We start from the raw sequence: 13,807 nt of genomic DNA on the forward strand, positions 1-13,807 counted from the left end.
ACGTTCAACTGGCAACTACGCCCACTGCTTAAGGTACTGAAACACCTCCGGATGCGTGAGCAGGCCGCCGTGGTGCTGCTGGCTGAACACGGCCGTGCGCACGCTGGCCCCGGCGGGCAGGGCGGCCTCGTCGCCAAAGGTGGCGTGGCCGCGGGCGCTGCCGTGGCCCACCAGCCCGTCGCCGAAGTACTCGCGCAGGGCCGAGGGCCGGGTGGCCCGCAGCCACGAGCCCATCAGAATATGATACTGCACGCCGGGCAGCGGCGGCACCGGCGTGCGCGGCGGCGTGAGGTCGTTGGCGTGGGCATCCAGCCAATCCTCGTCCACCAGAATGGAGTAGCGCAAATCCTTGATGCCGTTGCTGCGCTGGTTAAGCGCTTTGCTGAGGAAGCGCGTCGGAAACAGGTTGATGCGCTCCAGCAGCCGGGCCGTGAAGTGCGAGTTCTGCTCCAACCACGAGCCGTCGTTGGGCGTGCCGATGAGGAAGATGCTGCGCAAGTGGGCCAGCCAGGGCGCGCTATCAGTTAAAAATTGAGAGTTAAAAGTTAAGAGTTGCTCCTGTGCTGCTTTAGATTCTGTAGCAGCAACTCTTAACTCTTCACTTTTAACTCTTAATTGCCCATAATGCCCCGCCGACCGGATAATCAGCCCGCCCATGCTGTGGCCCACCAGCACGAGCTCGCCGATGGCATCGGGCCAGGTGAGCACCAGCTCGGTGAGCAGGCGGTTGAGCTCGCGGCCATTCTGCGAGAGGTGCAGGCCCGAGTTGAAGCGCAGGTAGAGGGCCCGGCTGTGGGTTTCCTCGGCCAGGCGCGGGCCGTAGCGGCGGCTGCCGGGCGCATCCTGAAAGCCGGTTTGCCAGATGAGCTCGTCGCCCATCAGGCCGTGGATGTAGATGACGGTTTTCTGGCGCGGCTCAGTCAGGCCCAGGTCGGCCACGGCCACGTCGTGGCCGCCGCGCCGGAAGCTCATCTGAATGGCGCGCGGGTCGAAGCGGGCGGCGAGCTGGTCGCCGAGCGCGCCGTTGAGCACGGGCAGGAAAAAGTGCTGGTGCGCCTGCCCGACGCGTACTACGTAGCTGGCCCCGCGTACGGGCAGCAGGGCGGCGCGCCCCACCGCCCCCAGGGCACGGCGGAAGCGGGAAGGCGACTTGGGGTCGGAATCGGACATGCGCAAACGGGGCAGCAATGGGCTGGTTCCCGAAAGTACCGCCCACCGGGGCAGAAGGTTGGCCTTCCGTCCGAAATCAACGTACTTTGCAGAACTAATTCCAAGCACTACTTCATGAAGCTTTCCCTCCGTCCCGCCCTGGCCCTGCTGCTGGGCACCGCTTTGGCGGCCTCGCTTTCGTCCTGCGACTACCACTGGAGCCCCGGCGAAAACACGCAATTCCACCACGGCTTCAGCAACCCGCCCGGCTGGCACACCGCCGATGTGAACCGCGACAGCATCAACAACCAACCCAAGGCCACCACGCCCATCGGCGAAGGCTCGGCCACGGCCATCAAGAACGGTACTGTGCAGGACAAGCTGAATTCGGCCCCGGCCGGCGCCAGCGCCACCGGTGGCCAAACCGCCAGCGGCCAGATGGGCACCACCGAAGACGCGCAACCCAAGAAATAGCCCGGCATTTGCCCGGCGCAAAAAGCCCGCTGCCATACGGTAGCGGGCTTTTTGCGTTTGGATTGGTTAGAGAATGAATAAATTGGCTGCGAAAAGATGGTCCAGCCTTGATTGCCGCAATGCTTATGGAGAATATCGTAAATCAAGGCCTTCCTGGGCAAGGTGACTTTTATAATGATGGTGACTGCCTGGTTTGCGGAGCCCCTCATGCGGAAGCTCCGACGCTAATTGACTACGCGCCGGATGGCCGGTGCTATTTTAAACAGCAACCGCGCACTGATGCTGAGCTAGACCAAGCAATTTGCGCGCTATGGGTTTCGTGCATTGGAGCCATTCGTTACCGGGGCACTGACGAAGCTGTCCTGAAGCGGCTTTACGAAAATGGACTGGCCGATTCCTGCGATTATCAGCCGCAAACTGAATACCCGCTGTTGATTCGCGACAGGCTATATTTTGAGTTTGAAGGAAGCATAAATGAGTTGGCCGACGTAGTCATTTCAAAAGTGAAATTTTCAACAGACAACAGCGATTATTTCACCGATAAAATAGTGGAGTATCACAATGATGAGGAGCTGTATTTCAGCTTCGTGCATACTTGGTATGACGTGGCTAATTCAACTGCTTATCGGGTTAATCGCAGGTCAGATGCCCAATATGAACTGGTGATAAGTGTTGCGTCCGAATTTGAAAAAAATATCATTAGCACAGCGGCCCGGTTGCATGACGGCATAAAAGGAGATGTCCGATTCAGGAACATTGAGTGGTTTGAAAAGGGCAAAAACAATCAGACCCGTTATGCTAAACCGTATTGATTAGCAAAAAAAGACCCACGACCCGAAGCTACTCCGCCACCGGCGGCTGGCCCACGCGGGCGTAGCCGAAGCGCACGGGCGGCTGCACGGCGTGGTAGCCATCGAGGCCGGAAATGGCGGCCGTGCCGGCCGCGGCCAGGTCCAGCGTGCCGTCGGGGCGCAGCAGTTCCTCCTTGAGATACACGTGTTCCACGGTGCCCACCAGCAGCACGGTGCCGTTGCTGATGTGATGCTCTTCGAGCAGCCGCAGGCCGATGCTGAGGGCGCTTTCGGCTACGTAGGGCGCAGCAAAACCGTCGCGGAAATCGGCAGTGAAGCCGCAGGCGTCGAACTCCGAAACGTCGTCCGGAAAGTTGGCCGAGGTGTAGTGCGCCGGTGCGGCCAGGGCCTCGGGCACGTGGTTGAGGGTGTAGCAGCCGCTGGCTTTGAGGTTGGCATAGGTGTGGCGCGGCACGGTGGTGGGGCGCGTCACAATGCCCAGCAGCGCCGGGTCGGAACCCAGGTGCAGGGCCGAGCTGAACACGGCCAGGTTGGTGCGGCCGTCGGGCGCGGCAGTGCCCACCAGGTTGGCCGGCTTGAAGCCGGGTAGGCCGTTGACGAGGTTGAGGCGGTATATTTTTTCGAAGCCGGCAATGTCGGCGGCGGTGAGGTGGCGCATTGGCGGAAGTGGGAAGCGGGAATTGAGAAGCGTGCGTGGAGGCAAGACCCGCTTGTTCCCGTAAATGTTCAGGCCGTTTTCAGCGGAGTACCGGGGCTGCGGTGTGGTCGAAGCATAGCCGGTTGTGCTGGCAATGCAGAATCAGCGCGAAAATGAACAGGCCGTAGAGCATCTGCGTGCCCACCGTGTCCCACTGCTCCAGCAGGCTGCTGCCGAATACCAGGCTCGTCATCAGTAGCATAGCGGCCGCCAGCGCCGGGCGTGTGAACAAGCCCAGCAGCAGCAGCGCGCCGATAGCGCCCTCCGCAAAAGGCAGCACGGTGGCGAACAGCTCCACCAGCGGCGCGGGCAGCGGCGTAGCGGCAAACTGCTTCAGCAGGCCCGCTTTGAAGCCCGCCAGCTTGGGCAGGCGCACCAGAAAGTGCGTCAGGAAATTCACGCCCAGCAACAGGCGGCCCAGCACAAAGGCCAGCTCGGGGTTGGTCAGGTTCAGCATAAGCTCCCATACGGCCCAGGCGGCGGTTGGGTGTAGCGTGGCCATGGCGCGTTTACGCTGAGCATGAACCAGGAGGGCCTTTGTCTGCCGCAAAAGCTACTTTTGAGTCAATGAACTGCACCTGCTTCCAGTATTCGGCGCTCGAACTCGACCGCCGTAGCATCAACAAGCGCATCAAGGCTACGGCCGCAATTCTGAAGCCGCTGGTGCTGCTTGCTGAGAACCCCACGCTCCGGCTGAAGCTGCTGCGGTGCCCGCACTGCGCCCAGCACTGGCAAACCGGCTGGGAATGGAGCCTCCGAGGCAGCGAATACGCTTACCATGTGCCCGAAATTGACCTGGCCGACTGGCAGCAGGAGCCCTACCTACAGCCCGCCGCGTGGATGGTGTACGGCGCGATGATGGAACCATACTACGCCAAAAACACCTTCGAGCCCAGCAATAAGCCGTGCGGGGTGGCCGGGTGCCCGCACCGCGCAATCCGGTTCAGCGGCGTGTGCGAGCCGCACCACGTCGAGCAGCTGCAACAGTTCGGGATGCTGCCGAAGCGGCCCGTCGGCCGGCTGTTTCCACCCTACGGCGCTACTGCTCCAGCGGCCTGACCATACTTGGTGTGAGCAGGTGGGGGACGAGCCTGCTAGGCTATGAGCGAGTCCTCATACCGTTCTTCTGGTAGCGCTACTGTCCCAGCCATTCAATGCGTCCAGTGAGAATCACCCCCGCTAGATTTCCTTGATACGCGCACATGTTGCCATCCACCTGCGTGATGCGCACCTTAATGGGCTTGCCCTGCATGGCGGCAGCATTGGGGAAAGTAGAAGCTATTTGATTCAACTCATAACCGTCCTGCGTCCAGCGCAGGCGGTATACGATTTGCATGCCGCGAGCCGTATCGATTTCGGTCTGCGTGGTGTCGGTGCGGATGATTGTGACTGCCTTATAAATCGGGTCGAGGTAGCGAAACCGGCCGGTTTTGAAGCGAGCCCAATCGGCGGGAACCGGGGGCGTGTAGGGGGCATCGTTTGCTACCAGCGAGGCCAGGAACCGGTCTTGCATTGCCGTGGCCTCTTCCGTTTCGCTAGCGGCAATAGGTAGTGCCTGAAGTAAATACACGCTGGTTCCTGCCCGTAATATCCACATGGTACCACGGCTGGGCATATTCGCCGCGGGGTGGTCGACCCGAAACTGCACTGCCAATCCTTCAAACCGGCCAGTCCTAAAAGTTGCCTGGCGCACTCTGACGGCGTGCATTCTCGTCAGCATACCCTGCGTAAAACTGGTATACAGATTATCCTGTTGTCCGGGCTGCTCCATTGCCGCAGCCTCTGAGTTCGACAAGGAGGCTCGTGTTATTGAGAATCCTAGTTGTGGAGCGGCAGCTGCGTAGGCTTGAGCCGGCCGCTCAGCCAGTGTTGAAAGGGACACCAAGCGAGCCGGTACCGGAATCTGTAACTCCAGATGCTCATCAACTCTGAACGTTTCCCACGGAGGTAGGGCTGGATTGGTTTTGGTGCTTTTCTCGCGGGGCTGGGCTCCAGCCGAAAAACAAATAAATGCGGCCAGCGCGGAAGAAATAAATCGCATTATTCCTGAGTTAATAAAGTCGGTTTTGCAAACCCGCGGACTACAAGCCCATGCTACCGCTCCAGTTTGAAGCCGGGCTCCCGCGCGGGCGGCGCGGCGCGGTTGGCCACGGCCCAGCCCGTGAGGTACATCCACTGCGTCATGCGCGTGAGTTTGGCGTAGTCGATGCGGCTGGGCTCGTCGCGCGGCGTGTGATAGTCGACGTGCAGCAGCGAGGTGTACATGATGGCCGGGATGCCCAGGCGGGCGTAGGGCAGGTGGTCGGAGCGGAAATACCAGCCTTCGGGGTGCGTAGGCTTATCCCATTCGGTGTCGAGCTTGAACTTTGGGCCGGCCTGGTTGGCGGCCAGCGCGGTTTTCACGAGGTCGGAGGAGTTCAGGTGCGGCGGCGTCGAGCCCAGCAGCGCGGCGCTGTCGGGGGCGTTGCGGCCCATCATTTCCGCATTCAAAACTGCTACAATCGAAGACTGCGGCACCGTGGGGTGAGCCGAAAAGTAGGTCGAGCCAATCAGCCCGCGCTCTTCCGAACCCTGGTACACGAACAGCGCCGAGCGGCGCCCCGGCTGCTGCTTAAACGCCCGCATAATGGCCAACAGGGCCGCGCAGCCGGTGGCGTTGTCGTCGGCCCCGTTGTAGATGGAGTCGCCGGCCACGGGGGCGCGCACGCCGTCGTGGTCCTGGTGGGTGCTGAAGAGGACGTACTCCTTTTTCAGCTGCGCATCGGTGCCGGGCATCTTGGCCACGATGTTGACGGACGGGTACTGAAAGCTCTCCACTTTCAGCTCGGCGGTGAGCTGCTGGCCGGCCTGCTGCACCCAGCTGGCTGCGCTGGCGGGCAGCCACACCACGGGCGGCGTGCTCACCACTTTGGTGCTGGCCGCGCCGGGCAGGCTGTAGCGGCCGCGCTCAAACACGTGGCTCCAGTGGTCGTAGAGCGCCTGTTGGGCCGGGTCCGACACGAACACCACCGCCACCGCGCCGGCCTTTACCAGCTCGCTGGCCTGCCCGGCAAACTTGCCAAACACGTAGCGCCGGTAGCTGATGCCGTCGGTGGGCGCGCCTGCAATCTGCACGGCCACGGCCTTGCCCTTCACATCCACTTTAGCCAGCTCGGCCGCTGAGCCGCTGCCCACGTATACCAGCGGCGCGTTCACGTTGGCGTTGGTGGGGGCCGTCACGGCACCGTCTTCGTTCAACCTGATTTCGTGGGTACCGATGCGCAGGGTACTGCTTTTGCTCAGGCGGGTGCGCTGCAGGTTGAACCACTGGAAGTAGGTGCCATCGTCGCCGGCGGGCAGCATGCCGGTGGCCCGAATCTGGTCGGCCAACCACACGGAGGCTTTTAGCTCATCCAGCGTGCCGCCCTCGCGGCCCCGGAAATGGTCGCCGGCCAGCGCAAACAGGTCGCGCTTAATATCGGCTTCGCGGATGGCGCTTTCGGCATTGGCTGGTTTAGCGGTGGGCTTTTTCTGGGCCGAGGCGGCGAAAGGCACGGTCAGCGTCAGTCCGGCCAGCAGCAGGCAGGAGGTGGTTTGAAGAAGTTTTTTCATAGAAAAGTAGGGGCGGGGTCGTACTCGGCAGGGCTTGCCCCCGCCCGTCGTTGAACGACGTTAATAAACGGAATCGGTGATACGGCGCAAACAACCGAGCGGGGGCCAATCCTGCCCCTACGGCGTTTTTTATTTCAGGTACTGGTCCAGCCAGTCCAGCCACAGGCGGTTCCACTCGGCGCTGCGCACGGGGTCGCCGGGCACGTGGGCAGCAATGGGAAACGCCACGAAGCGCACCGGCACACCGTTGTCTTTCAGGGCGTGGTACATCCTATACGAGTTGCTGATGGGCACGCGGAAGTCGCCCACGTTGTGCAGAATGAGCGTGGGCGTGCGCCAGCGCCCAGCCCGCGAGAGCGGAGACTGCGCCCGGTAATGTTCCAAATTCTCGGCGCTCAGCCAGGGCGAGGGGCCGTAGTGGCCGGCGTTGGCGATGTTGTTGTCGCTCAGGTTGTAGCTGTCGAGCAAATCCACCACCGAAGCTGCGGCTACCGCGCAGCGCCAGCGCCGCGACTCGCCCATCAGCCAGGCCGTCATGAAGCCGCCGTAGCTGGCCCCCGACAGCGCCATGCGGCTGGTATCGACCCAGTCGCGCTTTTCCAGCATCGCAATGCCGGCCAGCACATCGCGCCCCGGCCCGGCCCCCGCATCGTCGCGAATGGCCCGCTGGAAAGCGTAGCCCAGGTTGTCGGAGCCCCGGTAGTTGGGTTGGAACACCACGTAGCCGTGCGCCGCCACGGCCTGCCCCAGTCCGTAAAACGCCGCTCGCGAGGCGTTGGAAGGCCCGCCGTGCATCATCAGCACCAGCGGGTATTTCCTGGCGGGGTCAAAATCGGGTGGGTAGGTGAGGATGCCATCGGGCCGCAGCTGGTCCGACTGCCAGTCCACGGCTTCCATGCGGCCCAGGGCCAGAGCGGCGGTTTCGTGGTTCAAATCGGTGAGGCGGCGCGGGGCAGCGGTGGGCGAGGTCAGATAATAGAGCTCGGCCGGGCGGCCCGGCTCGTTGGCCGTGAGGGCCACGGCGTTGCGCCGGCCCACGCTCATCTCCACCCAATAGCTGCCGTTGGGCGACACCGCCCCCAGCGGCAGCTTCCGGCTTTTGCCATCCAGGCCCTGCTGCCAGATGGAAACCGTAGCCGCATCATTGCCGCCCACAAACAGGCTTTTGCTATCGGGGCTCCACACGGCGCGCTGCAAATTCCGGTCGAGCGGGCGGCTGAGGTGGCGCACCGGGCCGCCGCCAGCGGGTACCACGTCAAACTCCAACGATTCAAAAAACGGCGGCTCGCGCGGAGTCTGGTAGCTCAGCCACTTGCCATCGGGCGAGTAAGCGGGCAGGTCGACGCGGTGCGGGGAGTTGGGCAGCTCCCGCAGCGCGCCGCTGGCCGCATCGAGGGTGTACACCGCCGTTTCCTGGTCGCCGGTTTGGGCGCTGGGGCGCAGCACGCAGGCCAGCGTGCGGCCGTCGGGCGCCCAGGCAAAGGGCGCGGAGGAGTCGTCGGGCAGGCTGAGCGGGCCGCTGGTGAGGCGGCGGGCGGGCGTGTCGCCGGTGGCCGATACCAGCCAGATATGGTCGGGTGCGGGCGGCGCGGTGGCCGTCACGCTGCCGTTGCCCACCTCGAAACTGTCGTTGCCGCGCGCCACTTCGGCCGCGTTGGCCGGCGCATCGGCGGCCGAATAGGCGAGGGCCGTGCCATCAGGCTTCCAGCTATACAGCTGCACGTTTTCGATGGCCGTGGTTAGCTGGCGCGCTTCACCGGAAGCCAACTGCTGCACGAATAGCTGGGTGTGCGCCTCCTTACCCGTGCCGGTGCGCGCCAGAAACGCCACCCGGTCGCCGGTGGGCGACCAGCGCGGCTGCTTCACAGTGGGCCGGCCGGCTACCAGCACCCGCTGCCGGCCGCTGGCCACGTCCACCAGCACCACTTCGGCCTCGTTGCGGTTGGTGGCGAGGTTGGGGCGCGATACGACCACCAGAATGCTCCGGCCATCGGGCGAGAGCTGCGGGTCGCCCACGTTCACCACGCGCCCGATGTCGGCCAGCTCGAAGCGGCGCTGGGCGAGGCTGGGAGTGGGCCGGAACAACAGCAGGAGCGTCAACAGCCCGAGTAACTTGGTTATTGGCAGCTTTTTGTGGTGGGGGATTTTCATAGAAAGAACGTCATGCTGAGCGGAGCGAAGCATCTCTGCTGCAATAGTAAATCCTTTCGATTGGATTACTTCCTGCGGGCAAGATGCTTCGCTACGCTCTGCATGACGTTCCATTTACTCACTACTCACCGCCTACTGCACCGCGTTGCGCGGGTCTGGCTTGGGCGTCATCTGGTAGTCGTGCGGGGCTTCGGCGCCGGCCAGGTTCTGCACGAAGTAGTCCCAGCGGCGGCGCGTCATGTAGGGCGAATACTGGCCGTAGCCGTGCTGGGCGTTCGGAAACACCACCAGGTCGTAGCTTTTGTTGGCTTTGGTGAGGGCTTCGACAACGAGGAAGGTGTTGTAGGGCGGCACGTTGTCGTCCATCAGGCCGTGGGCCAGCATCAGCTTGCCTTTCAGGTTTTTGGCGAAGCTGGCGTTGTCCTGCTTGTCGTAGCTGGTGGTGCCGTCGGCGTTGGTTTTCAGCAGGCCGAGGTAGCGCTCGGCCCAGTCGTCTTCGTAGTTGCGGTTTTCGTGGTTGCCCGATTCCGAGATGCCCACCTTGAAGAAGTCGGGGTAGCGGAACATGGCCGCCGCCGTGGCGTAGCCGCCGCCCGAGTGCCCCCAGATGCCAGCCCGGTCGAGGTCGATATACGGATACTTCTGCGCCAGCTGGCGCATGCCCGTTACCTGGTCCGACAGCGTGTTTTCGGCCATGTTGCCGTAGCAGGCATCGTGGTAGCTCTTGCTGCGCAAGGGGTTGCAGCTGCCCTCAATCACCACCACCACAAAGCCCAGCTCGGCCAGCGCCTGGTGGTCGTTGCGGGCCGACACGAACGACCAGCTGCCCACGCCGCCGCCCTGCGGCCCGGGGTAGATGTAGTTGATAATCGGATACTTCTTGCTGGGGTCGAGGTTCGAAGGCGTGAACATCAGGCCGTACAAATCGTCCTTGCCGTCCTGCGCTTTCACCGTGATGGGCGTGGGGGCCTTCCAGCCGGTGGCAGTGAGGCGCGAGATATCGGTTTTCTCCAGCGTCGTCAGCAGCTTGCCGTCGGCGGCGCGCAGCACGGTCACGCCCGGCTTGTCGGGCTGCGAGTAGGTATCAATGAAGTAGCGGCCCGAGGGCGACATCGTCACCTGGTGGTTGCCGGCTTCGGGCGTGAGCAGCGTGAGGTTTTTGCCATCGAGCCCCACGCGGTAGAGGTGCGTGAAGTAGGGGTTGCCGGCCTCGCGGCCATCGGCCAGAAAATACGCCTGGCGCTTCTGCTCGTCCACTTTCAGCAGCTGCGTCACCACGAAGTTGCCCTTGGTAATCTGGTTTTTCACCTTGCCGCTGCCGGCATCATACAGGTATAAGTGGCCCCAGTTGTCGCGCTCCGAGTACCACACCATTTCCTTGCTCTTGGGCAGGTAGCGCCAGTTAATCGCGCCCTGGCCCGACTCGTACTGCGTGGCCACGGTTTCCTGAAATACGTCGCGCACCGCGCCGGTAGCGGCATCGGCCACCCGCACTTTCTCCTCCTTATGGTCGCGCGAGGTCGACACAAATGCCAACTCGCGGCCGTCGGGGCTCCAGTCCACGTCATCAAAGGTGCCGCTGCTCGAAATGTCGTCCGAGAGCGAGCCGCGGTGCGGGTCGGGCGCCATCTGGAAGCGCACCACTTTGGCGGGGTTTACTTCGATGACGACGCGCTCAATCATGGCAATGTCCTTGTCGCCGGGCAGCGGGTACTTCCAGGCTTTCAGGGTTGGATGGCCCACGTTGGTGGTCACGAGGTACATGTCGCCCACGTTGCGCTGGTCCTGCCGGAAGGTGGCGATTTTGCGCGAGTCGGGCGACCAGCGCAGGATGGGCTTGTCGCTGTGCGTCCAGCCGGCGTTGTCGGTGGCGTAGCCGTAGTCTTTGGCGCCGTCAGTCGTCAACTGGGTGGTCTGGTTGGTTTCGGTGTTGCGCACCCACAGGTTGTAGTCCTTGATGAAAGCGGCCAGCTTGCCATCGGGCGACACTTCTTCGTTGGTGTTGTTGTTGGCAGGGGCCAGGCTGGCGGCGGGCGGCGTGGTCGTTTCGGGGTTGATTTTGCCGCTCACCACGTCGTACTTCCAGCTCTTGCCGCTGGCGGCGAAGGAAATGGCTTTGGCATCGGGCGAGAAGCTGATGCTGCGGAAGGGCAGGCGGCCGGCCTCGTAGTTTTTGCCGCTGGCCGCCGACAGCGCCGCCGCCAGCTTGGCTTGGTCGAAAGCCGCGGTGCGGGTTTTGCGGGCCGGGTCCACCACGATGAACTCGCTGCCCTGGGCCGTCATCACGCGGTACCAGAACCGGTCGTTGGGCAGCCAGTTGGGCTGGCCGGCGCTGTGGTCCACCAGCGCCTGGGTGTTGTAGCTCATGGCGCGCTCGGCGCGGGCGTAGTCGTCGGCCGTGAGCACGGGCCGCTGCTGGGCCGAAGCGGCCGAAACGAAAAACGCGGCCGCGAACAGGGCCGGTATCATCTTGTGCATATAGTCAGTTGAAAAACGGAAAATCAGAATGATTGCGGCGTGAAAGGTAGCGCAGTTTGGCGTTTGCCAGGCTGGGTTTCGGCCAAAAAGAAAGCCCCGATAACGGGGCTTTCCTAATACTGGCATTAGCCGCAAAGACGCTACTTGCGCTTCCGGGTTGCTTTGCCCTTGCCACCCGATGAAGCCTTGCCCGGCGCGGCCTTCGCCGCGGCCAGCGGGAAGCCGCGTTGCTTCATCAGGGCATCAATTTTCGGGTCGCGGCCGCGGAAGGCGCGGTAGCCGGCGGCCGGGTCCACGGTGTTGCCCACGGTGAAGACGTGGTTGCGCAGGCGGGCGGCCACGGCCTTGTCGTAGGGCCCGCCGGCCTCGGTGAAGGCGCTGAAGGCATCGGCTGCCAGCACCACCGACCATAGGTAGGAGTAGTAGCCCGCCGAGTAGCCATCCGACGAGAATACGTGCGTGAACTGCGGTGTGCGGTGGCGCATCACCAGCTCGTGCGGCATGCCCAGGCCGGCCAGCGTTTCGCGCTCAAACTTGTCGGGGTCAATTTTCTGCGCGCCGGCCAAATGCAGCTTCATGTCAATCAGCGCGCTGGCCAGAAACTCGGTGGTGGCGAAGCCCTCGTTGAAGGAGCTGGCCTTGTTGATGCGGTCGACCAGCGCCTGCGGAATGGGTTTCCCGGTCTGGTAGTGCAGGGCGTATTTGCTGAGCACCTCAGGCGTGGCCAGCCAGTTCTCGAGCACCTGCGACGGGAATTCCACGTAGTCGCGCACCACGCTGGTGCCCGACAGCGTGGGGTAGGTGACGTTGCTTGACAATCCGTGTAGGGCGTGGCCAAACTCGTGAAACAGCGTGGTGGCATCGGTCCACGAGATGAGGACGGGTTCGCCGGGCTTGCCCTTCACGAAGTTCGAGTTGTTGGAGACGATGGTGGTGACGGCCTTGCCGTCCATGCGCTCCTGGTTGCGGTAGGCATTCATCCAGGCGCCCGAGTTTTTGCCGGCGCGGGCGTAGGGGTCGAAGTACCAGAGGCCGATTTGCTGGCCGGTGGCTTTGTCGTTCACCTGCCACACCTTCACGTCGGGGTGGTATACGGGCACGTCGGTCACGGGCACGAAGGCGAAGTTGAACAGCTCGCCGGCCACCCAGAACATGCCCTCGCGCATCTTATCGAGCTGCAGATACTGCTTCACCTCGTTCTGGTCGAGGTCGTAGCGGGCCTTGCGCACCTTCTCGGCGTAATAGCGGTAGTCCCAGGGCTCGATTTTGAAGTTGGCGGGGGCGCCTTCCTTTTTGGCCAGGGCCAGCATGTCGGCCACTTCCTCGTGCTCGCGGGCCACGGCGGGCTGCCACACTTTCAGCATCAAATCCATGGCCGCTTCCGGGGTTTTGGCCATGGTGTTATCGAGGCGCAGGTGGGCGTGCGTGGCGTAGCCCAGCAGCTTGGCGCGCTCGGCCCGCAGCTGCAGAATCTGGGTGATGATGGCGTTGTTGTCGTGCGCGCCGCCGTTGTCGCCGCGGTTCGTGAACATGCGCCAGGCCTTCTCGCGCAGTGGGCGCTGGGTCGAGTATGTCAGAAACGGGTCGATGCTGGAGCGGGTGTTGGTAATCACGCCCACGCCGGAGTTGCGGATGGTGGCCGTGGTTTTGGCCGCATCCACCAGCGAGGCGGGCAGGCCGGCCAGGTCCTGGGCCGTTTCCAGCACCAGCACTTGGTTGGCCTCGTCGGCCAGCACATTCTGCGAAAACTTCGTGAACAGCCCCGCCAGTTGCTGGTTGATTTCCGAAACCCGGGCCTTGGCCGTGGCGTCGAGCTTGGCGCCCGCCCGCACAAACTGCTTGTACTGCACCTCCGTCAGGCGCTGCTGCTCGACCGTCAGCTTCTTGGTGGCGGGTGCGTTGTACACCGCCTCAATGCGCTTGAATAAGGCCGCGTTCTGGGTAATCTGGTCGTAGAACGCCGCCAGCTTTGGGGCCATTTCCGTTTCCACGGCCGCAAAAGCCGGGTCGTTCAGCGTGCTGCTCCAGATGTCGTAGATGGCCGAAACCCGGGTCAGCGTCTGCCCGCTGCGCTCCATGGCGGCAATGGTGTTCTCGAAAGTGGGCGCGGCTGGGTTGCTGGCAATGGCGTTGATTTCGGTCAGGTTCTCGGCCATGGCGGCTTCGAGCGCGGGCTTGAAATCGGCCACGCGTACCTTGTCGAAAGCGGGCACGCCGCCGTGGGGGCCACCCCAGGCAGCAAGCAGCGGCATCGTGGCCCGGGCAGCGGCCGAAGTAGCGGAGGCGGGCGTCTGAGCCATAGTGGGAGCAGGAAGCAGGGCGACGGCCAGGCCGAGTGTGGCGGTGAAGCCGGCCAGCCGGTTGGAAATCGCAAAAGGCAGTGGCATAAAATCAGTAACTGGTGAAAATGCTGCGGCGTGAAGGTACTTACTGGTCCGTATGCAGTTGGGTGCGG

The 13,807-nt window shown here is 63.1% G+C and carries 11 protein-coding genes; 3 read left to right on the forward strand and 8 right to left on the reverse strand.

Features of this window, described 5'->3' with window-relative positions:
• Positions 1-15: 15 nt before the first annotated feature.
• Positions 16-1,170: an esterase/lipase family protein gene (locus MON38_RS06325; protein ID WP_241935310.1), complete on the reverse strand. Its 1,155-nt coding sequence runs from the start codon at positions 1,168-1,170 to the stop codon at positions 16-18.
• Positions 1,171-1,284: 114 nt separating this feature from the next.
• Here MON38_RS06325 and MON38_RS06330 point away from each other — a divergent pair, with 114 nt between their 5' ends.
• Positions 1,285-1,623 carry a hypothetical protein gene (locus MON38_RS06330; RefSeq protein WP_241935311.1) on the forward strand — a complete coding sequence of 113 codons (339 nt, stop codon included), beginning with the start codon at positions 1,285-1,287 and terminating at the stop codon, positions 1,621-1,623.
• Positions 1,624-1,748: 125 nt separating this feature from the next.
• Positions 1,749-2,435, forward strand: coding sequence for a ferredoxin (locus tag MON38_RS06335; protein WP_241935312.1), 687 nt, complete (start codon positions 1,749-1,751; stop codon positions 2,433-2,435).
• A gap of 28 nt (positions 2,436-2,463) precedes the next feature.
• On the opposite strand, the gene MON38_RS06340 is transcribed toward MON38_RS06335, so the two are convergent.
• Both MON38_RS06340 and MON38_RS06345 read right to left on the reverse strand, forming a co-directional pair.
• Positions 2,464-3,093 carry a flavin reductase family protein gene (locus MON38_RS06340; protein WP_241935313.1) on the reverse strand — a complete coding sequence of 210 codons (630 nt, stop codon included), beginning with the start codon at positions 3,091-3,093 and terminating at the stop codon, positions 2,464-2,466.
• A 79-nt stretch (positions 3,094-3,172) separates the two neighbouring features.
• Positions 3,173-3,634 carry a MauE/DoxX family redox-associated membrane protein gene (locus MON38_RS06345; RefSeq protein ID WP_241935314.1) on the reverse strand — a complete coding sequence of 154 codons (462 nt, stop codon included), beginning with the start codon at positions 3,632-3,634 and terminating at the stop codon, positions 3,173-3,175.
• Positions 3,635-3,699: 65 nt separating this feature from the next.
• On the opposite strand from MON38_RS06345, the gene MON38_RS06350 reads away from it, so the two are divergent.
• Positions 3,700-4,191, forward strand: coding sequence for a hypothetical protein (locus MON38_RS06350; RefSeq protein ID WP_241935315.1), 492 nt, complete (start codon positions 3,700-3,702; stop codon positions 4,189-4,191).
• 76 nt (positions 4,192-4,267) lie between these two features.
• Here MON38_RS06350 and MON38_RS06355 read toward each other — a convergent pair whose 3' ends face one another.
• The 5 genes from MON38_RS06355 to MON38_RS06375 all read right to left on the reverse strand — a co-directional run bounded on the left by MON38_RS06355 (position 4,268) and on the right by MON38_RS06375 (position 13,739).
• Positions 4,268-5,173, reverse strand: a complete 906-nt coding sequence (locus MON38_RS06355; protein ID WP_241935316.1) for a hypothetical protein — start codon at positions 5,171-5,173, stop codon at positions 4,268-4,270.
• A gap of 53 nt (positions 5,174-5,226) precedes the next feature.
• The gene (locus MON38_RS06360; RefSeq protein ID WP_241935317.1) at positions 5,227-6,723 is read right to left on the reverse strand and encodes a M28 family peptidase; all 1,497 of its coding nucleotides are present in this window, start codon (positions 6,721-6,723) and stop codon (positions 5,227-5,229) included.
• Positions 6,724-6,852: 129 nt separating this feature from the next.
• Complete coding sequence (locus tag MON38_RS06365) at positions 6,853-8,874, reverse strand: S9 family peptidase (RefSeq protein WP_241935318.1); 2,022 nt, start codon at positions 8,872-8,874, stop codon at positions 6,853-6,855.
• A gap of 132 nt (positions 8,875-9,006) precedes the next feature.
• A complete protein-coding gene (locus tag MON38_RS06370) occupies positions 9,007-11,352 on the reverse strand; it encodes a S9 family peptidase (protein ID WP_241935319.1) in 2,346 nt (781 codons plus the stop codon).
• A 140-nt stretch (positions 11,353-11,492) separates the two neighbouring features.
• Entirely contained in the window at positions 11,493-13,739 is a 2,247-nt protein-coding gene (locus tag MON38_RS06375; protein ID WP_241935320.1) for a M3 family metallopeptidase, read from the reverse strand.
• Positions 13,740-13,807: the final 68 nt, after the last annotated feature.

The organism is Hymenobacter cyanobacteriorum (genome assembly GCF_022631375.1).
Taxonomy (GTDB): Bacteria; Bacteroidota; Bacteroidia; order Cytophagales; family Hymenobacteraceae; genus Hymenobacter; species Hymenobacter cyanobacteriorum.

Coding starts and splice junctions, on each gene's coding strand:
- MON38_RS06325 (WP_241935310.1), bottom strand. CDS start 1,170: ATGTCCGATTCCGACCCCAAGTCGCCTTCCCGCTTCCGCCGTGCCCTG.
- MON38_RS06330 (WP_241935311.1), top strand. CDS start 1,285: ATGAAGCTTTCCCTCCGTCCCGCCCTGGCCCTGCTGCTGGGCACCGCT.
- MON38_RS06335 (WP_241935312.1), top strand. CDS start 1,749: ATGGAGAATATCGTAAATCAAGGCCTTCCTGGGCAAGGTGACTTTTAT.
- MON38_RS06340 (WP_241935313.1), bottom strand. CDS start 3,093: ATGCGCCACCTCACCGCCGCCGACATTGCCGGCTTCGAAAAAATATAC.
- MON38_RS06345 (WP_241935314.1), bottom strand. CDS start 3,634: ATGGCCACGCTACACCCAACCGCCGCCTGGGCCGTATGGGAGCTTATG.
- MON38_RS06350 (WP_241935315.1), top strand. CDS start 3,700: ATGAACTGCACCTGCTTCCAGTATTCGGCGCTCGAACTCGACCGCCGT.
- MON38_RS06355 (WP_241935316.1), bottom strand. CDS start 5,173: ATGCGATTTATTTCTTCCGCGCTGGCCGCATTTATTTGTTTTTCGGCT.
- MON38_RS06360 (WP_241935317.1), bottom strand. CDS start 6,723: ATGAAAAAACTTCTTCAAACCACCTCCTGCCTGCTGCTGGCCGGACTG.
- MON38_RS06365 (WP_241935318.1), bottom strand. CDS start 8,874: ATGAAAATCCCCCACCACAAAAAGCTGCCAATAACCAAGTTACTCGGG.
- MON38_RS06370 (WP_241935319.1), bottom strand. CDS start 11,352: ATGCACAAGATGATACCGGCCCTGTTCGCGGCCGCGTTTTTCGTTTCG.
- MON38_RS06375 (WP_241935320.1), bottom strand. CDS start 13,739: ATGCCACTGCCTTTTGCGATTTCCAACCGGCTGGCCGGCTTCACCGCC.